Genomic DNA, 20,817 nt, shown 5'->3' on the forward strand with positions numbered 1-20,817 from the left:
GCCGGGCGCGGCGCATGCCTTTCGGCACCGCCCCCCTAAAGCTGCGATCGACAGGTATGTTCAGACCCCTAGAGCTCTTCATCGGATTGCGCTACACGCGCGCCAAGCGTCGCAACCAGTTCATCTCCTTCATTTCCACCGTCTCCATCGTCTGCATCGCGATCAGCGTTACGGCGCTGATTACCGTGATGTCGGTGATGAATGGTTTTGACAGCGAACTGCGCACGCGCATTCTCGGCGCCATTGCCCACGTCACCGTGTCCGGCATTGGCGAAACCGTGCAGGACTGGCCGCGCGCGGTAAAAGTCGCCGAAGGCACCGGTCACGTACTGGGTGCGGCGCCTTACGTCGAAACGCAGGCCTTCCTGCAGGCCCGGCGCCCCAGCGGGGCGGTGATCCGCGGCATCGTGCCTTCGCTGGAGCCGAAGGTGTCGGACATCGACAAGCACATGGTCTCCGGCAAGCTGACCGACCTCACCGACCGTAGCTGGAAAATCGTGCTCGGTCGCGAGCTCGCGCTCACGCTGGGCGTCGACGTCGGCGACAAGGTCACGGTCGTCGTGCCGCAGTTCACTGCAACGCCGATGGGTGCCGTGCCGAAGCTGCGCAGCTTCACGGTCAGCGGCGTGTTCGAACTCGGCATGCAGGAATACGACGCCAATCTGGCGCTGGTGTCGATGGAAGATGCCCAGCGGCTGAACGGTCTCGACGGTCCGACGGGTATTCGCCTCAAGCTGGACGACATGCGTCTCGCTTTCCCTGTCGCGCGCACACTCGTCAACCAGCTGGGTCAGGCCTATCGCGTCGAAACCTGGATGGACACGCATTCGAACTTCTTCAGCGCTATCGAGATGGAGAAGCGGGTGATGTTCATCATCCTCTCGCTGATCATCCTCGTGGCGGTGATCAATCTTATTTCGATGCTGATGATGCTGGTCACGGACAAACAGGCCGATATCGCCATCCTGCGTACCTTGGGTTCCACGCCGCGCAGCATCATGGGCATGTTCATGGTGCAGGGCGTGCTGGTCGGTATCGTGGGCATTGCCTTCGGCGTGCTGCTCGGTGCGGTGCTGTCGATCAACCTGCCGGTCATCGTGAAGGGTATCGAGCACGTCACGGGCAAGAGCTTCCTCTCGCCCGACGTCTATTACATCAGCGAACTGCCCAGCCAGCTCATGTGGAGCGACGTGGGCTGGGTGGTCGTCGTCACGTTCCTGTTCGCACTGCTCGCGACGCTTTATCCCGCATGGCGCGCCTCACGGACGCAGCCGGCCCAGGCACTCCGCTATGAATAACGCAACGCAAGAGATCGTCCTTCGCGCCACCGGCGTCGCGAAGATCTACCAGGAAGGCGATCTGCGCACCGACGTGTTGTCCAACGTCAACTTCGAACTGCGCCGTGGCGAAACCATGGCCATCGTGGGTGCATCGGGTTCGGGCAAGAGCACACTACTTCACATCATCGGCGGGCTCGACACGCTTTCGGCCGGCAAGGTTGAAGTCGATGGCCGGGTGCTTTCCGATCTTTCCGATGCGGAACGCGGTCGCGTACGTAACCGTTCGCTGGGTTTCATCTATCAGTTCCATCACCTGCTGCCCGAGTTCACGGCGCTGGAGAACGTGTGCATGCCGCTGCTGATTCGCGGCACCGGCATCGCCCAGGCGGAGCGCGAAGCGAAAGCGTTGCTGGAGCGGGTCGGTCTCGGCGAGCGTCTGCGTCATCGGCCGGCCGAAATGTCCGGCGGCGAACGCCAGCGTTGCGCCGTCGCGCGTGCCCTGGTGACGCGGCCGGCCTGTGTCCTCGGCGACGAGCCCACCGGCAACCTCGACGAAGCCAACGCCGCGCACGTGTACGAACTGATGCTCGAACTTAATCGCGAAATCGGCACCAGCTTCGTGCTGGTGACGCACGATTCGCGACTGGCGGGTCGCATGGATCGCACGCTGGAACTTTCGGCGGGCGAACTGCACGAGCGCACGCGCGAAAGCGCCTGACGCCCACGTCACGACGCGCCGCTCGCTTCGCGCGGCGCGGGTAACCTCGGGAGTCCCCGCTACGCGCAGGTGACTCCCGCATGGATGCCGAGCCGGCCCGATGGCCGTCGCTGTCACGCCTTGCCGGGGTCTTCCTCGCCGGCACATTGTCGGTGCAGTACTTGCCCACGCTGCCATCCGTCGGCCTGTCCACGGCGCTTCTCGTTGCGGCATCCGCCGGTTCGATGTTCCCGCGCCGCGCGTCTTGGCGTCTGGCGGCGGCCTTCGTGGTGGCGGCATGCTGGGCCGCCATCCATGGAGCGGTCGGTATGGAGCGACGTCTTCCGGTCGCGCTGGAAGGCGTCGACGTCATGGTGGAAGGCCGCATCGTCGACTTGCCGGCAATGCGCGGAACCGACGCCAGTTTCGTCCTGCGTCCGGACAAGGCATGGCTCGGCGACGAAACGATCGACCTCGACGGAGACATCCGCCTTTCGTGGTTCCGCGCACCCGTGGTTCCGGGGGCCTGCGAGCGCTGGCGGCTCGCGCTGCGCCTGCGGCGTCCACGCGGCATGGTCAATCCCGGAGGCAGCGATGCCGAACGCGTGGCATTGCAGCGAGGCATCGTCGCGATGGGCTATGTGCGCGATGGGCCACGCAACGGAGTGCTTGGATACGTCGGCGTGTGCGCGGCGTGCTGGCGCGAGCATATTGCCGGGGGCATCGAACAGCTTGTCGGCATGGACGATGCGCGGCTCCTGAAGGCGCTGGCGGTTGGCGACGTACGCGGTTTGACGCTCGACGACTGGGACATCGCGCGGGCCAATGGCGTATCCCATCTGATCGCGATTTCGGGTTTTCACGTCGGCGTGGCGGCTGTCGCCGGCACCGGTTTCGTGGCGGCGCTATACGCCCTGTTTCCCGCCCTGGCCCTCCGGTCCGCGCGGCGGCCGGTACAGGCGAGCGCGGGACTCGCCGTCGCGGGTGCATACAGCGTGCTGGCGGGTCTGGGTCTTCCCACGGTGCGCACGCTGCTGATGATCGCCGTCGTCGTTCTGGCGACATGCGCGCGACGGCAGGCGGGCGGTGCGTCCGCGCTCGCTCTTGCGCTGCTTGCGGTCCTCGTCGTCGATCCGTTGTCCGTGCTTTCGGCGGGATTCTGGCTGTCCTTCTCGGGCGTGGGATTGCTGATGCTCTGTCTGCCGCGGGCGGGTCGCGGCGTACGCGCGTGGCTGACGGAACTCCTGCGTGCGCAGTTGCTGATGACGGTGGCGTTGCTGCCGATATCGCTCTGGTTCTTCGGAACAGCCTCGCTGGTCGGGCTGCTTTCCAATCTGGTGGCGGCTCCGCTAGTGAGCTTCGTTGTCGTTCCGCTGACGTTGGCCGGTTGCCTGTGCATGGCGATCGCCGCGCCGCTGGCGGGGCCCTTACTTGCGCTGGCCGCCGGTGCGATGAACGCCCAGTGGTGGATGCTGGAGCATATGGCGACGTGGCCGGGCACGCGGATATCGGTACCTGGCAGCGGCGTGTGGCGCGTGATGCTCGCCACGGCGGGCGCCGCATGGCTGTTCGCGCCACGGGGTCTGCCGCTGCGGGCGTTTGGCGCATTCGCTTTCCTGCCGCTGGCACTGCCCGGACGCGACGTGCCCGAATCGGGCGCGTTCCGGGCCTGGGTTCTCGACGTGGGACAAGGCCTCGCGGTGGTCGTGCGCACGGCCGGGCATACCCTCGTTTACGACACCGGGGCGTCGTTCGCATCCGGCTTCGACCTGGGTATGGGCGTCGTGCTGCCGTCGCTGGATGCGCTTGGCACGCGCGACATCGATGCGCTGGTGGTGAGCCACGGCGACAGCGACCACGCAGGTGGAGCGTCCTCGGTCGCATCGCGCTATCCCGATGCCGTGCGTTATCTCGGCGAGCCATCGCGCGGTGCCGTCACGGGTGCGGCATGCGAGGCCGGGCACGCATGGGAATGGGATGGCGTGAGGTTTCGCTTTATCCATCCCGGCCCGGGCGATGATCCGGGCAAAGGCAACGATCGTTCCTGCGTGCTTTCCATCGAGGGTCATAGTGGCCGCTTGCTGCTGACCGGCGACATAGGCGCCAGCGTCGAGAGGAGCCTGCGCGACGTACTCGCGGACGAGCGGCCGACCGTCCTGACCGTGCCACACCATGGCAGCCGTTACTCGTCGACGGCAGGTTTCGTGGACACGGTAAGCCCGGTCATCGCGATTGCGTCCGCGGGCTGGCGTAACCGCTTCGGACATCCGCACGCCTCCGTCGTGGCGCGATATCGCGATGCCGGGTCGGCATTCCATTCGACGGCGGTCGACGGCGCCATCGAGCTGACGTTTCCCCGGGACGCCGCGCCAGATATTGCTCGTCGGTGGCGGCAATCGAGCCGTCGCTATTGGCGCGAATAGTACAAAAATGCTGCGCCGCAGTTTGACAGTATCGATTTAGAACGATTTAAATCGGGGATTCCGGTCCAAAGGGGGTTAGGCGCGTGGCAGCAGCGAAGCGGTGGTGGGGCAGGGCAACCTTGAGCGCGGCGTTGCCGTTGCTATGCGTATCGACAGGCGCGGCGGCGAGCATCGCCCCCGGCACACAGGATGTTTTCGTACGTTCCTTCGAGAAGGGCGACGCTCCTCCGAAAGTATCCAGCCGCAAAGACCTCACGGTCGGTGTCGCCGGCGGTCCGCCCGCCAAGGCGGCCCTGACGGCCCGGGCCGATGTCGGATTCACCGGCACCCATTCGCTGCGCTATGCCGGCACCGGCACGGGCAAAACCGTCTCGGCGCGGATCTTCGACGTGAACGTGGCCGTCGAGCCAGGCATGGTCCTCTCCTATGTCTTCTTCCCGCGTTCCGTCGACGGCGACCTGTCGAACCCGGCGAACTTCCTGGCGGTCGATCTGGAGTTCGACGACGGTTCCACGCTTTCGGGATCGGGCGCGATCGACCAGTACCGCGTCCCGGCGACGGCAAAAGGTCAGGGCGAAGGACGCGTGGCTCATCCCGACCAGTGGAACAACGTACGCATTGCGCTGGGCGACGTGGCGAAGGGGCGGCATGTGCGCCGGATCGTCGTCCGCACCGATGCGCCCGCGGGGAAAGCGTACGAAGGCTGGCTGGACGACGTGCGTATCGCGCACGCCGATGCCGCCACGCACAGCCACCCTTCGGAATACGTCGACACGCGCCGGGGCTCCAACGCCAACGGCCGGTTCTCGCGCGGCAATAATTTCCCGGCGGTCGCGGTGCCGCATGGTTTCAACTTCTGGACGCCGACGACCAACGCCGGTTCCAGCTGGATCTACCAGTACCAGGAGCGCAATGGCGCGGATAACCGGCCGCGCGTCGAGGCGTTCTCGCTATCGCACGAACCCAGTCCGTGGATGGGCGATCGCCAGACCTTCCAGATCATGCCCGCCGCCGTCGCGACGGGTGCTCCGCCGCTGCATCGCGAAACGCGGGCGCTTTCGTTCGGGCACGACGCGGAAACCGCGCAGCCGGACTATTACCGGGTGCGCTTCGACAACGGCATCGTTACCGAGATCGCTCCGACGGATCATGCGGCGATGTTCCGCTTCACCTTCGCGGGCAATCGTTCGCAGCTGGTGTTCGATAACCGCGAGGACAATGGCGGTGTGTCGCTCGACGCGGCGAACGGCGCCATCCAGGGCTGGTCGGACGTGAAGAGCCGCCTTTCCACCGGCGCGACCCGGTTGTTCTTCTACGCCACGTTCGATCGTCCCGTGACCGAAAGCGGACAGCTGACGGGCGAGGGCAGGGACCATGTCGCTGCCTGGTTCGGTTTCGATACGCACGACGCGGCGGCACGCGCGGTCACCATGCGCATCGCCACGTCGTTGATCAGCGTGGACCAGGCGAAGAAAAACCTCGCACTGGAAATTGCCGCGAACGATACCTTCGAGTCCGTCCGCGAACGCGCGCGCCGTGCGTGGGACGACAAGCTCGACATCGTCCACGTGGAAGGCGCCAGCCAGAACGAACTGACGACCCTCTACTCCAATCTCTATCGCCTGTTCCTCTACCCGAACGAGGCCTACGAGAACACGGGAACGCCCGATAAGCCGGTCTACCGCTACGCCAGCCCGTTCTCGGCGGCGACGGGCGCCGACACGCCGACCGCGACCGGCGCGCGCATCGTCGACGGCAAGATCTATGTCAACAACGGTTTCTGGGATACCTACCGCACGGCGTGGCCCGCGTATGTATTGCTGACGCCGACCGAAGCCGGACAGATGATCGACGGCTTCGTCCAGCAGTACCGCGACGGTGGCTGGATTGCGCGCTGGTCTTCGCCCGGCTATGCCGATCTGATGGTCGGTACCAGTTCCGACGTCGCGTTTGCCGATGCGTGGCTGAAAGGCGTGCGCAACTTCGATGTCGCCAGCTTCTACCAGTCCGCGATCAAGAACGCGTCGGTGGTCAGCGATGTGCCGGGTGCGGGACGCAAGGGTATCGAGCGTTCGCTTTTCAACGGCTATACCGACACGGGCGTCGAAGAAGGACTGTCCTGGTCGATGGATGGTTACATCAACGATTTCGCTATCGGCAATCTCGCCACCGCGCTCGCAGGCGAAGCGCCCGCCAACGATCCCTACCGCAAGCACTACGCCGACGATGCGACGTACTACCGCTCGCGTGCGCTCGGCTACGTGCACCTGTTCGACAAGCCGGCCGGTTTCTTCGTCGGTCGTGCGGCGGATGGCAAGTGGCGCTATGAAGCCGCGGCATTCGATCCGACGCGCTGGGGCGACGATTACACGGAAACCAATGCATGGAATATGGCGTTCCATGCACCGCAGGACGGCGCGGGTCTTGCCTCGCTCTACGGCGGACGCGAGGCGTTGGCGAGCAAACTGGATGCCTTCTTCACCGCGCCGGGCGCGTTCAACGTGGGCGGCTATGGCGAAGTGATCCACGAAATGCTGGAAGCGCGCGACGTGCGCATGGGCCAGTACGGACACAGCAACCAGCCATCGCATCACATCATCTGGATGTACGACGTGGCCGGGCAGCCGTGGAAAACCCAGGACAAGCTGCGCGATGCCATGTCGCGTCTGTATGCCGGCAGCGATATCGGTCAGGGTTATCCGGGCGACGAGGACAATGGCGAGATGTCGGCATGGTGGCTGTTCGGCGCGGCGGGTTTTTATCCGCTGCGCATGGGCTCGCCTGAATACGTCATCGGCGCGCCGTACTTTCCGCATATGACGATTCGTCTGGAAAACGGCGCGGCCGTCGATATTCGTGCGCCGGGCGTTAGCGATCGCAATCGCTATGTGCAGAGCCTGAAGGTCAACGGACAACCGTGGACGCGGCTCAGCCTGCCGCACGCCCTGTTGGCGAAGGGCGCCACGCTCGATTTCGAGATGGGACCGGAACCTTCGCACTGGGGTACGGGCACCGACGCGGTGCCGGCATCGATCACGGCGGAAGGCTCGACGCCGTCGCCGCTGGTCGACCTGACGGGCGGCACGTCGGGTAGTCCGTTTGGCTCGGCGGACGCCGCCGGTCTGGCTCGCCTGTTCGACAATCGTTCCGATACCGAAACGACGATACCCGGCGCGAAAGCCGATATCGGCTGGCATTTCGACCGCCCGGTGACGGTCTCGATGTATACGCTGACCTCGGCGTCCGTCGCGGCGGACGCGAAGAGCTGGCGACTGGAAGGCTCGGTGGACGGCAAGCATTGGGATACGGTCGATTCGCGCCGCGGCGAAACGTTCCCCTGGCGCCGGCAGACGCGTGCGTTCGTGGCGGCCAGCCCGAAGGCGTACGCGTGGTATCGCATCCGGCTGGAAGCCGCGGACAAGAAAACGGGTGTCGGCCTGGCTGAGATTGAGTTCTCAGGACAGCCGCAACCATAAAAGGTAGGAGCCCGCTTGCGGGCGAAGGCCAACGGGGCGAGGAAGAGGGATGCTCACATCCGCGAGTCGATATCTGGGCTGCGGATGTCACGCACAGCATCGCCGCTCCGTTGGCTCTCGCCCGCAAGCGGGCTCCTGCAACTGGCTCTGCACGGCAAATGCTACCGGCACCTCAGATCGTCCGGGGCGGCCTGCTATGATGCGCGCTTGTCTTTCCGGCTTTCCGGTGGGGTTAACGTGCTCGATATCCTGATGGCAGGCGGCTGGGCCCTGCTGCCGATCCTGATCTGTTCCGCGCTGGCGCTGGCGATCGTCCTCGAACGTTTCTGGGCGCTGCGCCGCTCGTCGGTGCTGCCGCCGGGCCTGGGCGCGGAAGTGCGTCAGTGGGCTCGCTCCAATACCCTCGACGCCGCGCATCTGTCCGCGCTGGAAAAAGGTTCCCCGCTGGGCGAACTGCTGGCCGGCGCGCTCGCCGTCCGCGACCGTCCGCGCGAACTCATCAAGGAACGCATCGAAGACACCGGCCGTCACGTCGTCCATCGCATGGAGCGTTACCTCAACACGCTCGGCACCATCGCGCTCATCGGTCCGTTGCTGGGCCTGCTCGGCACTGTCATTGGTCTGATCCGCATGTTCCTCAGCGTCATGATGGGCGGCATCGGCGATCCGATGAAGATGGCCGGCGGCATCGGCGAAGCATTGATCTGCACGGCATTCGGTCTGGTCGTTTCGATTCCCGCCTACGTCCTGCATCGCTACTTCCGTTCGAAGGTCGGCGGCTACGTCGTCGAGATGGAGAAAGAAGCCACGGCGCTGCTGGACGATCTGTCCGCACCGCGTCCGGTCGCGCGTCGCCGCACGGCGGCCGACAGCGTGTCCACCGCCGGCTGACCCCATGCGCATCGGTTCCCGCAGAGAAGACGACTTCGAGATCAACGTGATCTCGTTGATCGACGTGTTGCTTACGCTGCTGATGTTCTTCGTGCTCAGCACGACGTTCATCGAGCACTCGCGCATGCAGGTCAACCTGCCGAAGGCGGGCGCCGAGGCGCATGACGCCACGGCGCAGGCGCTGACCGTGGTGATCGACCGCGACGGCCACTACTCGGTCGGTAGCGACGAAGTCCTCGGCGAAGGCATCGGCCCGCTGAAGACCTCCATCGAACGCGTGGCCGGTACCGACCGCGAACGCCTTGTGGTCATCCGCGCCGACGCCCTTACCGCGCACCAGAACGTCGTGCGCGCCATGGACGCGCTCGGCCAGCTTGGCTTCACCCATCTGTCGATCGCTACCACGCCGACCGAGGCGGCGGCCGACAAGTGAGTACCGGCAAGGCAAACAGCGTCTGGGACGCGGAGAGCTGGCAATCCTATAAGCGACTGCTGGGTTACACGCGCCGGTACTGGTCGATCGGCACCATCGCCATCATCGGCATGATCATCGATCCGGCGTGTCTGTCGCTGTTCACCAATCTCATCCGGCCGCTGATCGACGACCTGTTCACGCTGAAAGATCCGTACACGATTTTCTGGATGCCGATCTGGATCATGGCGATCTTCCTGGTGCGTGGCGTGTCGTCGTACGCCACCGACTATGGCATCGCCTATATCGGCCGCGGCGTCGTGCAGTCGATCCGCAAGGATGTCTTCGCGTCCTATCTGCGGTTACCTGCCACCTTCTTCGGTCGCGAACCCAGCGGTCAGCAGATTTCCCGCATCACCTATACCAGCGAGCAGGTCGCGCAGGCGTCGACCGATGCCCTGAAGGTGGCGGTCACCGAAGGCCTCACGGTCGTCGGCATGTTGACGGTCATGCTCTATCAAAGCGCCTACCTCACACTGGCACTGCTCGTGCTGGTGCCTTGCGTGGTCTTGATCGTCACGGTGGTCAGCCGTCGCTATCGTCAGATCAGCAAGCGTTTGCAGGGCAATATGGGCTCGGTGACCAGCGTCGTCGAAGAAGTTGTCGGCGCCAATCGCGAAGTCCGTATTTACGGCGGACAGGCACGCGAAGCGGGCCGTTTCGACGATGTCGCCGATCGCGCGCGTTCGCTGAATCTCAAGATTTCATCGACCAGCGCGCTGTCCAGCGCGACGATCCAGACGACCGGTGCGTTCGCCCTGGCGCTGCTCGTGTATCTCGGCACGCGTCCGCGTGCGCTCGAGAACATCACCCCCGGCGTGTTCTTCGCCGTGCTGACCGCCATGGGCGCGATGCTGCCGTCGCTGAAGCGCCTGACCAGCGTGCAGTCCAGTCTCCAGCGCGGTCTGGCCGCATGCCAGGACCTGTTCGCCATCATCGACGAGCCGCCCGAGCGCGATGTCGGCACGCGTGAGGTTGCCAGGGTCGAAGGCGATATCCGCTTCGAAGGCATCCATCTGGTTTATCCGAAGAACAATCATGTGGCGCTGCGCGGCGTCGACCTGCATTGCCGCCCAGGTACCGTCACGGCGCTGGTCGGTCGCTCCGGCAGCGGCAAGAGCAGTCTGGTCAGCCTGCTCCCGCGCTTCTACGAACCGACGAGCGGACGCATCCTGCTCGACGGCGCGAACTACGAGGAATACACGCTCGCGTCGTTGCGCCGGCAGATCGCGTGGGTGGGCCAGAACGTCGTGCTGTTCGACGACACAGTGGCCGCCAACATCGCCTATGGCGAACTCGCGGGCGCCTCCGAAGAAGACATCGTCGCCGCCGCGCGTGCGGCGAACGCGCTGGAATTCATCGAGCGCATGCCTGAAGGCTTGCAGACGCAGATCGGGCAGGGCGGCAATTCGCTTTCCGGCGGTCAGCGTCAGCGTATCGCGATCGCGCGGGCGATCCTGAAGAACTCGCCGATCCTCGTGCTCGACGAAGCGACCAGTGCGCTGGATACCGAATCCGAGCGCCTGATCCAGGATGCGTTGCAGCGGTTGATGCGCGATCGCACGACGCTCGTCATCGCCCATCGGCTGTCGACCATCGAGCATGCCGATCAGATCGCCGTGATGGATCAGGGGCGCATCGTCGAACTCGGCACGCATCGCGGTCTGATCGATCAGGGTGGCCAGTACGCCGCGCTGCATCGCATGCAGTTCCACGATCAGGTCGTGGCGGACTGATCGCGCCGTGAGTATCGCCGACGCCTTGCAACGGCGCTGGTACGACGGCGGCAAGCCACCCGTATGGACGCTGCCGCTGGAGGCGCTGTATCGCCGCGCCGTGCGCCGCAATGCCGAACGCTACGAGCGCGATCCCGGCGCCTCCGTTCGCCTGCCCGTGCCGGTGGTGGTCGTCGGCAACATCACCGTCGGCGGCACGGGAAAAACACCGCTCATCATTGCGCTGGCCGAAGCCCTGCGGGCACGCGGCCGCAAGCCCGGCGTAGTCAGTCGCGGCTATGGCGGTTCCGAACGCGGTCCCCTGCTGCTGGACGACCGACCCGACCCGGCGCGCGTGGGCGACGAGCCCTGCCTGATCCGCCAGAGCGGCATGCCGGTCGCGATCGGTCGGCAGCGCCCCGAAGCGGCGCGACTGCTGGTCGACGCCGGTTGCGACGTGGTCCTGGCCGACGACGGCCTCCAGCACTACCGGCTGGCACGCGATATCGAGATCTGCGTCATCGACGGCGAGCGCCGCTTCGGCAACGGGCACCTGCTGCCCGCCGGTCCCTTGCGCGAACCATTGGCGCGGCTCGAGCGCGTGGACTTCGTCGTCAACAACGGCGGTCGGGCGTCGGACCTGGAAATTCCGATGACGCTGCGCGGCGGGTTCGCCGTCAACGTGGCCGACCCGCCCCAGATTGCGCCCCTGTCGGAGTTCATCGGTCGTCCGGTACACGCGGTGGCCGGTATCGGAAACCCCATGCGTTTCTTCCGCAGCCTGCGGGAGCAGGGCATCGACTCGCGCGACCATGCATTCGCGGATCACCATGCGTTTTCGGCGAGCGACCTCGTCTTCGAGGATGGTTGCCCGGTGCTGATGACCGACAAGGATGCGGTGAAGTGCCAGCCGTTCGCCCAGCCGAACTGGTGGCGCGTGCCGGTAGCGGCGGAGTTGCCCGAAAGCTTCTACGACGCTTTGGCCGCACGTCTGCTATAGGCTGGCGGGAGCGGCCAACAAAAGGTTCTTCACGCATTGTTGGGGGGAGCGGCTCGGCTTTGCCATCGCGGTAGTGCTCGGACGCCTCGGGAGAGCCGTCGGCCACCACCCTCGACGCTCCGGCTTCACCGTCGCTCGGGAAGGGAGAGCCGCTGCGCGGCTTGTGTTCTATGGCTGCGCCCCGTCGCGCCCGCGCTGCGGGCGGGGGTTTTTGATTCGGCATCCCTGCCTCAGCAAAAACGGCGGACCGTCCAGGTCCGCCCCCTGCGGGCCTTGTCCGCCCGCCGCGCTCGGTTGCGCAAGTCGCGTCGAGGGTGGTGGCCGACGGCTCTTCCGGATGCGGCGGTCACGTGGGGGAAAGCATCGCGTCGATGCATGGACAGAGCTGACCGCATGCCGGTCCCGTCCCGTCCCGTCACGTGCTCGGCTCGCGCTCTGCCCACAGTAAAACTCAGTCGACGGTGCCGTGGCCGGGTTGGCCCTTGGGGCCGCCTTAGCCGAGGGCCGCGATGCCTAGTGACGGAGCGAAGCGGCGCTACGGCCCGCTCCCGCAGGGACGGCGCCGAAGGCCCCAAGGGCCAACCCGGTCGCGGCTTCCCCGAGGCACGAGCGTGAGGCGGCCAAGTCACGGATAACACGAGCCACCCAGCGACTGTCCTCAACCAAAGAGCGATGAGCCGCACAAGATCGCCCCCGTAGTGCGCGAAGAACCAAAAAAAACCGGCCCTGGGGCCGGTTTTTTTTCACGAAACGTCGCGAGTTACTGCACGCGCGAAACGTTGCCCTGATCGTCGACGACGACGATGTCGCCCTGACGGATGGCCGAGGCATCCTTGACCGTGACGTTGGCGATCTGGCCGTTGCCCATCTTCATGCGCAGGGTGTAGCTCTGGCTGCCGCCGCCCTTGCCGATGGCGTTACCGGCGAAGCCGCCGCCCGCCGCACCGGCGACCGTGGCAAGCGTGCGACCGTTACCGCGACCGACCTGGTTGCCGAGGACGCCACCGGCGATGGCGCCGATGACCGCGCCAGCGGTGCCGTGATCGCGGCCAGCGGTCTGGTTGTATTCGATGCTCTGGACCACGCCACACTGGTCGCAACGCACGTAGATGCCGTCGCTACGCGTAAGCGTGGCGGCGGTGGCAGGGACGCTTACGGCGAGGGCGAGCAGGGCGGCCATCTCGATACCTAATGCGTACTTCAGCTTCATGATCTCTCTCCTTGTGGATGGCCATAGCTACAGGGCGGGCCGACTCAGCCCACAGTCTAAGCATTCCGCCTGAACCAATCGCGACGGAGTTCAGAGTATTCATACGATAATCCGGCAATGAGCACCGCCATCGTATGGTTTCGCCGCGACCTTCGTCTTGCGGATCATGCCGCCCTGACGGCCGCGGTCAAAGATTACGACCGCATCGTACCCCTATATATCGATGCCCCCGAAGAGGAAGGCGAATGGTCCCCGGGTGCGGCGGCCCGGTGGTGGCTGCACCATTCCCTGGGCGCACTCGACGGGGCACTCGGACGTTTCCATGGCCGGTTGCATATTGGGCGGGGCGCCAGCCTTGAGGTCCTGCGGGACGTGGTGGCCGCGACGGGAGCATCCGCCGTGTACTGGAGCCGCCTTTACGAGCCGGAGGCCCTGCGCCGCGATGCCGCGATCGAGCGCGCGCTGACCGCCGACGGCGTCGATGTGGCCGTCCATCGCGGGTCGCTATGGCGCGAGCCCTGGGAGGTCATGACCCGGCAGGATCAGCCGTACAAAGTGTTTACCCCTTTCTGGCGTTCCCTGCGCGCGCAACTCGACGACGCGGCGCCGCTTCCGGTGCCCCCGTCGCTACGTTGCGCAATGGTTGCCGATGGCCTGTCCGTGGACGAACTCAGCTTGTTGCCCGGCGTCGACTGGACGGGCGGGTTTTCAGAATGGACGCCCGGCGAAGCGGGTGCCGCGGACATGCTGGAAGTCTTCGGCGACGACGCCGTGTCGGCCTATACGGAAGCGCGCGACCTGCCGGCTCGGCATGGCACGTCCCGGCTTTCGCCACATCTGCACTGGGGTGAGATCACGCCGCGCCAGGTAGCAGCGGGTCTGCGCGCGCAGGTCGCGGGCTCCCGGCGTCACGTCGATATCGAACCGTATCTGCGCCAGCTCGGATGGCGCGAGTTCGGGCATCACCTGCTTTACCACTTTCCGAAAACGCCCACGGAAAACTTCAATCCGCGCTTCGACGGGTTTCACTGGAAAGACTGCGACGCTGCCATCCTGAGGCGCTGGCAACAGGGACGTACCGGCATCCCCATCGTCGACGCGGGGATGCGCGAGCTGTGGGCTACGGGCTGGATGCATAACCGCGTACGCATGCTGGTCGCCAGCCTGCTGACCAAGAACCTCCGGCAACACTGGAGCCATGGCGCGCGCTGGTTCTGGGACACGCTGGTCGACGCCGACCTGGCGAACAATTCGCTTGGATGGCAATGGGTGGCCGGAAGCGGCGCGGATGAGGCACCGTATTTCCGCATCTTCAATCCGGTGACTCAGTCGGAGAAGTTCGATCCAGACGGCGCCTATATCCGCCGCTGGGTACCGGAGCTGGCGGACGTTCCCGCCAGCCGCATCCATGCGCCCTGGGAAGATCCCGCCATCCTTCGACGCACGGGCTATCCGGTGCCGCTGGTCGATCTGAAATCGTCCCGCGAGGATGCGCTGGCGGCGTACCGGCGCACGAGGGCCTAGTCTTTGTCTTTGCGCAATAGCAGCGAAAGAATAGGCGGCGTCACCATCGCGGTAAGCAGCGACATCGCGACGATGATGGCGTAGATCTGCTCGTTGAACACGCCGGCGGCCAGGCCGAGCGAGGCAATGACCACGCCCACCTCGCCACGGGGCACCATGCCGAAACCGACGATGGCGGCGCCACGGCGTCCCAGCGACAGGGCGCCGAGGAAACCGCCGGCCAGCTTCGACACGATGGCGATCACGGTCACTACCAACAGCATCAGCAACGCTTTGCCGTCGGCCAGCTCTTCGAGATTCACCTTGGCGCCCGTGACCACGAAGAAGAAGGGGGTCAGGAAGGCCAGCAGCGGCGCGGTCTGATGCTCCAGGTCGTCGCGCTGGCGGGATTCCGAAGCGATCATGCCGGCCAGGAACGCGCCGATGATCGCCGCCAGACCGAACCGGGTGGAAAGGAATGCAAGGCCGAGGCACAGCGCAAGAACGATCGCCAGCGGCGACATCGGGTTGCTCGGCTTGTCGAGCCACCCGGAGCCGCGACGCATCACCTTCGTGCCGCCCCAGCCGATGACGGCGATGAAGCCCACTGCGCCAAGCAGGGTAAATGCGAGGGATTTGACGTCCAGTGCGCCGCCGTCCTGCAGCGAGGACACGACGCCCAGCAGCAGCATGGCGAGGATATCGTCGATCACGGCGGCACCCAGGATGATGCGGGCCTCCTGCCGCTGGAGCACGCCCAGTTCCTGTAGCACGCGCGCCGTAATACCTGCCGACGTCGCGACGAAGGCCGCGGCCACGAACATGGACTTGACCCAGTCGAAGCCGGAACCGTGGGCCCAGAGCGACCCCATCAGGAACGGAATCACGACGCCGAGAACGCCGACCATGAATGCGCTGCGGCCGACTTTTTTCAGATCGTCCAGCCGCGTTTCCAGGCCGACCGAGAACAGCAGCAGGATGACGCCGATTTCCGCGAGTACGTCGATTGGTGTGCCCGAGGCGATCTGATCGATATGCAGCCAGCCGAGCGCGGAAGGACCGATGGCGCAGCCGGCGGCGATTTCGCCGACCACGGCGGGCAGGCGCAGGCGCTGGGCGATTTCGCCGCCGATTTGCGCGGCGACGAAAATGATGAAGAGGGTGAGCAGGATGTCGCTTGCGTCGTGCATGGTTTGATCGACCTTGATCGAAGCCGCGGAGGAAGGCGCGGTGTCCTTTATACCCGTTAGCGCCCGGTCTCGTGCGGACGTGTTTCCCGCAGACGCGAGAAAACCCAGCTGGCGGCCAGCGTCACCATGCCGAGGATAACGACGGAATACCGGAACGCCCAGATGTATCGCTCAGGCGTGCGGTCGCCGATGAAAGCGGCCATCAGCAGCGACGCGAGCGCAATGCCGAAACTCATCGAGAGGTATTGCGCGGTCGAGGCCATCGAGGACGCCATCGAGGCATGGCTTACGTCGAGATCGACATAGGCCAGCGTATTCATCGATGTGTATTGCAGCGACATGAACGAGCCGTAGACGAACACGAACAGACCGATCGCCCACATGGGCGTCGACGGCGACAGGAAAGCAAAGCAGCACAGCACCACTGAAATCGCGATCGTGTTGACCAGTAGCAGCCGGCGATAGCCGAAGTACGCCAGCAGACGGTGGACGAAGGGTTTGATACAGATCGAGCCGATGGCCTGCGGCACCATCATCAGGCCGGCCCACAACGGCGACCAGCCGCAGCCGATCTGCAGGAACAGCACCAGCAACAGGAACATGCCCGACACACCCAGGCGCGTGAACAGGTTCCCCGCCAGCGATACCCAGACGCTGCGGACGCGCAGCAGTTTCAGGTCGCTGACCGGATGTTCGGTGCGGCGGCTGTGCCAGACGTAAATCAATCCCAGCGTGGTCGCCATCGCGACGTAGCCGAATACGTTTTTCCAGTGACCGTCGCCGGCGGTTTCCGCAGCCATCAGATACAGCGCGGAGGCTCCGCCGAATAATATGAAGCCGAAGATATCGAAAGGATGCGCGCGGTCGAGCCGGTACACGGGCATCTCGCGACTGTTGAGCCAGACGCCGAGGATGCTGACCGGGACGTTGATCAGGAAGATCACGCGCCACGACGTGTATTCGACCAGCGCGCCGCCCAGCAGCGGCCCGAGCACCGAGCCCATCAGGCCGAAGGTCGCGACAGTCGTCATGGCGCTGACGAATTCGCGACGGTCGATGCTCCGGACCAGGACGTAACGGCCCACCGGCATCAGCGCGGCGCCGCCAAGCCCCTGCATGACGCGTGCGGCGACCAGTTGCGGCAGCGATTGCGCGATGCCGCATAGCAGCGATCCCAGCGCGAACACGACGATCGCGCCGCCGAACACGCGTCGCGTGCCGAAGCGGTCGCAGAGCCAGGGGCTGGTGGGGATGAAGATGGCCAGCGTAAGGACGTAACTCGTCAGCGCCGTGCGCATGCTGAGCGGCGTCACGTCGAGCGCATTGGCGATGCCCGGCACCGCCGTGTTCACGATGGTGGAATCCAGTGCCTGCATGAAGAAAGCGGCGGAAACCAGCCAGATCAGGCCACGGAACTGCTCTCGGGAGGAAGTGGCCTCGTGGGACGAGGCCTGGACGTCGGCTACGGTGGGGTGAACGGTGACGTCGTGTGGCATGGCCTCGCATTATAGCGAACGATCTCCTTGCAAATCATGGGCAATGGACCGAAAGTTATCGTGATTTCATATCGTCTGGCACCGCCCGGCCCCCACGGACCCGTCCCATGTCGCAACCCACCGTTCTCGCCGAGGCCAGCAAGCGCGCTGAAGACCTGCGCGCGAGCATCGAAGATGCCAATTACCGCTATCACGTGCTCGACGATCCCTCGATCAGCGACGCCGAATACGATCGCCTCATGCGTGAGCTGGAAGCACTGGAGGCCGAGTACCCCGATCTGGCCACCGGCGATTCGCCCACGCGCCGCGTGGGCGCGCGTGCCCAGGGCGGTTTCGCCGAGGTGAAGCACGTCGTACCCATGCTGTCGCTCGGTAATGCCTTCGAAGGCGAGGGCGACAACGATCGGGAACGCTATCGCGAGGTCGCGGACTTCGAACGGCGCATCGAGCAGACCCTGCACCGGCGCGAGCCGGTGTTCTCCGTCGAACCGAAACTCGATGGACTGGCCATCAGCCTGCGCTACGTCGATGGCATTTTCGTACAGGGCGCCACGCGTGGCGACGGCGCGACCGGCGAAGACGTCACCGCGAATCTGCGTACGGTCAAGGCCATTCCGCTGAAGCTGCGCGGCGAAGGCTGGCCGCATGTGCTGGAAGTGCGCGGCGAAGTCATCATGCCGCGCGCCGCCTTCGAAGCCTTCAACGAACGTGCGCGCGCCGCCGGCGACAAGCCGCTGGCCAATCCGCGCAACGGCGCGGCCGGTTCGTTGCGTCAGCTCGATCCGGCGATCACGGCGAAGCGGCCGCTCGCTTTCTTTGCCTATGCCGTCGGCGATGTCGAGGACGGCGAACTTCCCTCCACCCATTCGGCCACGCTGCAACAGCTTCGTGCATGGGGCTTTCCGGTGTCCCCGGAAGTGGCCACCGCGCGCGGTTTCGACGGACTGATCGCGTACTACCGCCGCATCGGCAAAAAACGCGACAGCCTGCCGTACGACATCGACGGCGTGGTGTACAAGCTCGACGACTACGAAGGCCAGCGCGAGATGGGCTTCGTGTCGCGCGCGCCGCGCTGGGCCATCGCGCACAAATATCCCGCGCAGGAGCAGATGACGACGGTCGAGGCCATCGAAATCCAGATCGGTCGCACCGGTGCGGCGACGCCCGTGGCGCGTCTGGCACCGGTGCAGGTCGGTGGCGTGATCGTCACCAATGCCACGCTGCACAATGCGGACCAGGTCGCGCGCCTCGACGTTCGCGTTGGCGACACCGTAATCGTCCGCCGCGCGGGCGACGTCATTCCCGAAGTCGCGCGCGTGGTCGACGAACGGCGTCCCGCGCATACGCATCCCTGGAGCATGCCCGCGACGTGTCCCGTCTGCGGCTCCGAACTGGTGCGGGAAGAGGGTGCCGCGGCGTGGCGCTGTTCGGGTGGACTTATCTGCGCGGCACAGCGCAAGGAAGCCCTGATCCACTTCGCCTCGCGACGCGCCATGGACATCGACGGTCTGGGCGATCGCTTCGTCGACGCGCTGGTCGAATTCGACATGGTGCACACACCCGCCGACCTTTACGGCCTTACCGTCGACGCTTTCGTCGACATGAAGCGCCGCGCCGACGAGCGCGACGGCACGACACCCGAAACCGTGAAACAGGGCAAGGTCGCCACGCGCTGGGCCGAGAACCTCGTTGAGGCCATCGCTGCAAGCAAGGCATCCACGCTGCCGCGTTTCCTGTTCGGACTCGGCATCATGCATATCGGCGAAAGCACGGCGAAAACGCTTGCGACATGGCTGGGCTCGCTGCGCTTCGTACGCGAAACGCCCGCCGCCGTCCTGCGCGTACTACCCGATATCGGCGACGAAGTCGCGACGTCCATCGCCGCGTTCTTCGAGCAGGAGGGCAACCAGCGCGTGGTCGACGAACTGTTGGCCGCGGGTATCGTGTTCGACGACGAAACGACGCCTTCGCCGAAGCTGCGCGACAAGCTCGGTCTCGACGTTCTGCTGGATATGGCGAAGGTCTCCAAGCTCGGTCCCAAGAGCACGAAACTGCTCGCAGGGCTGTATGGCGATCTCGATGCCCTGATCCGCGCCGGGCAGGCGCAGTGGATCGTAGCGGGCCTGCCGCAGGCGGCGGCCACGAATCTGCAGCTCTATCTTGCCGATCCGCGCCAGCTGGCCGAACTGCGTCGCGCCGAAAAAGCAATGTGCGACATCCTCGACGCGCTTCCGGCCAAAGCCCGGGCCGCGACTCTTCCGCTGGACGGCCAGACCTTCGTACTCACCGGCAGCATGGAATCGCTCAGTCGCGACGAAGCCAAAGACCGGCTCGAAGCACTCGGTGCCAAGGTATCCGGCTCGGTGTCGAAGAAAACCAGCGTCGTCGTCGCAGGCGAAGCCGCCGGTTCCAAACTCGACAAGGCAAAAGAACTCGACGTGCCGGTATGGGACGAGGCGCAACTTCTCGCGCTGCTAGCGGAACACGGAATGGGCCAGTGAACGACTTCAGCGCACACCGCCGCCGCGCCGCCGTCTACCACCAGATACGCGCGTTCTTCGCCGAACGCCGTGTGCTGGAAGTAGAGACCCCCATCCTTTCGGCCGCCGCCAACACCGACCCGAATATAGAGAGTTTTTCGACGCGGTTCTCGGGACACGTCGACGCCGGTCCGCGCGAGCGCTGGCTGCGCACGTCGCCGGAATTTCCGCTGAAACGCCTGCTCGCCGCGGGCATCGGCGACTGCTACGAGCTGGGCCGCGTATTCCGCAATGGCGAGGCCGGCGGCCGGCACAATCCCGAATTCACCATGCTCGAATGGTATCGGGTCGGTTTCGACCATCGCCGTCTGGCGAAAGAAGTCGTCGACCTGATCGAGCGCCTCGGCGTAGAGGCCGGACGCAAGCTCGACGTGCTGGAAACCACGTATCGCGATGTCTTCCAGTACGCCTTGTCGATCGACCCGCTGACCGCCGACGAATCCACCCTGCGTGCGCCGCTGGCCATGTTCGGAGTCAATCCGGACGGATTGCGCCGCGACGACTGGCTCGATCTCCTGATGACCCATCTCATCCAGCCACGCTTCCATCGCGACCAGATCACCGTCATTCACGACTACCCCGCCAGTCAGTGCGCGCTGGCGCGCATCCGCGCGGGCGATCCGCCGGTGGCCGAGCGCTTCGAGGTCTATCTGGGCGTCTACGAACTGGCCAATGGCTACCACGAGCTGAACGATCCGGTCGAACAGCGCCAGCGCTTCGAGCGCGACAATGCTCGTCGTCTGGAACGCGGCGACGAGGCATTGCCGATCGACGAACACCTGCTCGATGCACTCGCCGCGCTGCCCGATTGCGCCGGCGTGGCTATGGGCATCGAACGCCTGCTGATGTGTCTGGGCGATACCGACGCTATCGCCGACGTACTCGCGTTCCCGTTTTCGCGCGCGTAAAGGCATACTCCGGAAT

At 65.2% G+C, this 20,817-nt stretch carries 14 protein-coding genes; 11 read left to right on the forward strand and 3 right to left on the reverse strand.

Features of this window, described 5'->3' with window-relative positions; genetic code table 11:
• Window positions 1-56 precede the first annotated feature (56 nt).
• The 8 genes from EC912_RS02890 (at window position 57) to lpxK (ending at window position 11,954) form a co-directional block, all read left to right on the forward strand.
• Window positions 57-1,298: a lipoprotein-releasing ABC transporter permease subunit gene (locus EC912_RS02890; RefSeq protein ID WP_132141616.1), complete on the forward strand. Its 1,242-nt coding sequence runs from the start codon at window positions 57-59 to the stop codon at window positions 1,296-1,298.
• Entirely contained in the window at window positions 1,291-1,998 is a 708-nt protein-coding gene (gene lolD / locus EC912_RS02895; protein WP_132141617.1) for a lipoprotein-releasing ABC transporter ATP-binding protein LolD, read from the forward strand. Before EC912_RS02890 ends, lolD begins: the two co-directional genes overlap by 8 nt.
• An 80-nt stretch (window positions 1,999-2,078) precedes the next feature.
• Entirely contained in the window at window positions 2,079-4,400 is a 2,322-nt protein-coding gene (locus EC912_RS02900; protein WP_132141618.1) for a DNA internalization-related competence protein ComEC/Rec2, read from the forward strand.
• 83 nt (window positions 4,401-4,483) lie between these two features.
• Window positions 4,484-7,876, forward strand: a complete 3,393-nt coding sequence (locus tag EC912_RS02905) for a GH92 family glycosyl hydrolase (RefSeq protein WP_243649111.1) — start codon at window positions 4,484-4,486, stop codon at window positions 7,874-7,876.
• Window positions 7,877-8,128: 252 nt separating this feature from the next.
• Complete coding sequence (locus tag EC912_RS02910) at window positions 8,129-8,767, forward strand: MotA/TolQ/ExbB proton channel family protein (RefSeq protein ID WP_132141880.1); 639 nt, start codon at window positions 8,129-8,131, stop codon at window positions 8,765-8,767.
• A 4-nt stretch (window positions 8,768-8,771) separates the two neighbouring features.
• Window positions 8,772-9,200, forward strand: a complete 429-nt coding sequence (locus EC912_RS02915) for an ExbD/TolR family protein (RefSeq protein WP_132141619.1) — start codon at window positions 8,772-8,774, stop codon at window positions 9,198-9,200.
• Window positions 9,197-10,975 carry a lipid A export permease/ATP-binding protein MsbA gene (gene msbA, locus EC912_RS02920; protein WP_132141620.1) on the forward strand — a complete coding sequence of 593 codons (1,779 nt, stop codon included), beginning with the start codon at window positions 9,197-9,199 and terminating at the stop codon, window positions 10,973-10,975. The genes EC912_RS02915 and msbA overlap by 4 nt, the downstream gene beginning before the upstream one ends.
• Before the next feature lie 7 nt (window positions 10,976-10,982).
• Entirely contained in the window at window positions 10,983-11,954 is a 972-nt protein-coding gene (gene lpxK / locus EC912_RS02925) for a tetraacyldisaccharide 4'-kinase (RefSeq protein ID WP_132141621.1), read from the forward strand.
• A 760-nt stretch (window positions 11,955-12,714) separates the two neighbouring features.
• On the opposite strand, the gene EC912_RS19730 is transcribed toward lpxK, so the two are convergent.
• Window positions 12,715-13,164, reverse strand: a complete 450-nt coding sequence (locus tag EC912_RS19730) for a glycine zipper 2TM domain-containing protein (RefSeq protein WP_132141622.1) — start codon at window positions 13,162-13,164, stop codon at window positions 12,715-12,717.
• Window positions 13,165-13,281: 117 nt separating this feature from the next.
• On the opposite strand from EC912_RS19730, the gene EC912_RS02935 reads away from it, so the two are divergent.
• Window positions 13,282-14,688 carry a cryptochrome/photolyase family protein gene (locus tag EC912_RS02935; protein ID WP_132141623.1) on the forward strand — a complete coding sequence of 469 codons (1,407 nt, stop codon included), beginning with the start codon at window positions 13,282-13,284 and terminating at the stop codon, window positions 14,686-14,688.
• Here the strand turns inward: EC912_RS02935 and EC912_RS02940 are convergent.
• Entirely contained in the window at window positions 14,685-15,857 is a 1,173-nt protein-coding gene (locus tag EC912_RS02940; protein ID WP_132141624.1) for a cation:proton antiporter, read from the reverse strand. The two genes, EC912_RS02935 and EC912_RS02940, sit on opposite strands and share 4 nt — an antisense overlap.
• 56 nt (window positions 15,858-15,913) lie before the next feature.
• Window positions 15,914-17,353: an MFS transporter gene (locus tag EC912_RS02945; protein ID WP_132141625.1), complete on the reverse strand. Its 1,440-nt coding sequence runs from the start codon at window positions 17,351-17,353 to the stop codon at window positions 15,914-15,916.
• Window positions 17,354-17,460: 107 nt separating this feature from the next.
• Between EC912_RS02945 and ligA the strand changes: the two genes are divergently transcribed.
• Window positions 17,461-19,854, forward strand: a complete 2,394-nt coding sequence (gene ligA / locus EC912_RS02950; protein WP_132141626.1) for an NAD-dependent DNA ligase LigA — start codon at window positions 17,461-17,463, stop codon at window positions 19,852-19,854.
• The gene (gene epmA, locus EC912_RS02955; RefSeq protein WP_132141627.1) at window positions 19,800-20,801 is read left to right on the forward strand and encodes an EF-P lysine aminoacylase EpmA; all 1,002 of its coding nucleotides are present in this window, start codon (window positions 19,800-19,802) and stop codon (window positions 20,799-20,801) included. Before ligA ends, epmA begins: the two co-directional genes overlap by 55 nt.
• Window positions 20,802-20,817: the final 16 nt, after the last annotated feature.

The sequence above is a fragment of the Luteibacter rhizovicinus genome (assembly GCF_004342265.1).
GTDB lineage: Bacteria > Pseudomonadota > Gammaproteobacteria > Xanthomonadales > Rhodanobacteraceae > Luteibacter > Luteibacter rhizovicinus_B.

What these genes read in the sequence shown, in the direction of transcription:
- EC912_RS02890 (WP_132141616.1), top strand. Translation starts at nt 57, where the DNA reads ATGTTCAGACCCCTAGAGCTCTTCATCGGATTGCGCTACACGCGCGCC.
- lolD (WP_132141617.1), top strand. Translation starts at nt 1,291, where the DNA reads ATGAATAACGCAACGCAAGAGATCGTCCTTCGCGCCACCGGCGTCGCG.
- EC912_RS02900 (WP_132141618.1), top strand. Translation starts at nt 2,079, where the DNA reads ATGGATGCCGAGCCGGCCCGATGGCCGTCGCTGTCACGCCTTGCCGGG.
- EC912_RS02910 (WP_132141880.1), top strand. Translation starts at nt 8,129, where the DNA reads ATGGCAGGCGGCTGGGCCCTGCTGCCGATCCTGATCTGTTCCGCGCTG.
- EC912_RS02915 (WP_132141619.1), top strand. Translation starts at nt 8,772, where the DNA reads ATGCGCATCGGTTCCCGCAGAGAAGACGACTTCGAGATCAACGTGATC.
- EC912_RS19730 (WP_132141622.1), bottom strand. Translation starts at nt 13,164, where the DNA reads ATGAAGCTGAAGTACGCATTAGGTATCGAGATGGCCGCCCTGCTCGCC.
- EC912_RS02935 (WP_132141623.1), top strand. Translation starts at nt 13,282, where the DNA reads ATGAGCACCGCCATCGTATGGTTTCGCCGCGACCTTCGTCTTGCGGAT.
- EC912_RS02940 (WP_132141624.1), bottom strand. Translation starts at nt 15,857, where the DNA reads ATGCACGACGCAAGCGACATCCTGCTCACCCTCTTCATCATTTTCGTC.
- EC912_RS02945 (WP_132141625.1), bottom strand. Translation starts at nt 17,353, where the DNA reads ATGCCACACGACGTCACCGTTCACCCCACCGTAGCCGACGTCCAGGCC.
- ligA (WP_132141626.1), top strand. Translation starts at nt 17,461, where the DNA reads ATGTCGCAACCCACCGTTCTCGCCGAGGCCAGCAAGCGCGCTGAAGAC.
- epmA (WP_132141627.1), top strand. Translation starts at nt 19,800, where the DNA reads ATGGGACGAGGCGCAACTTCTCGCGCTGCTAGCGGAACACGGAATGGG.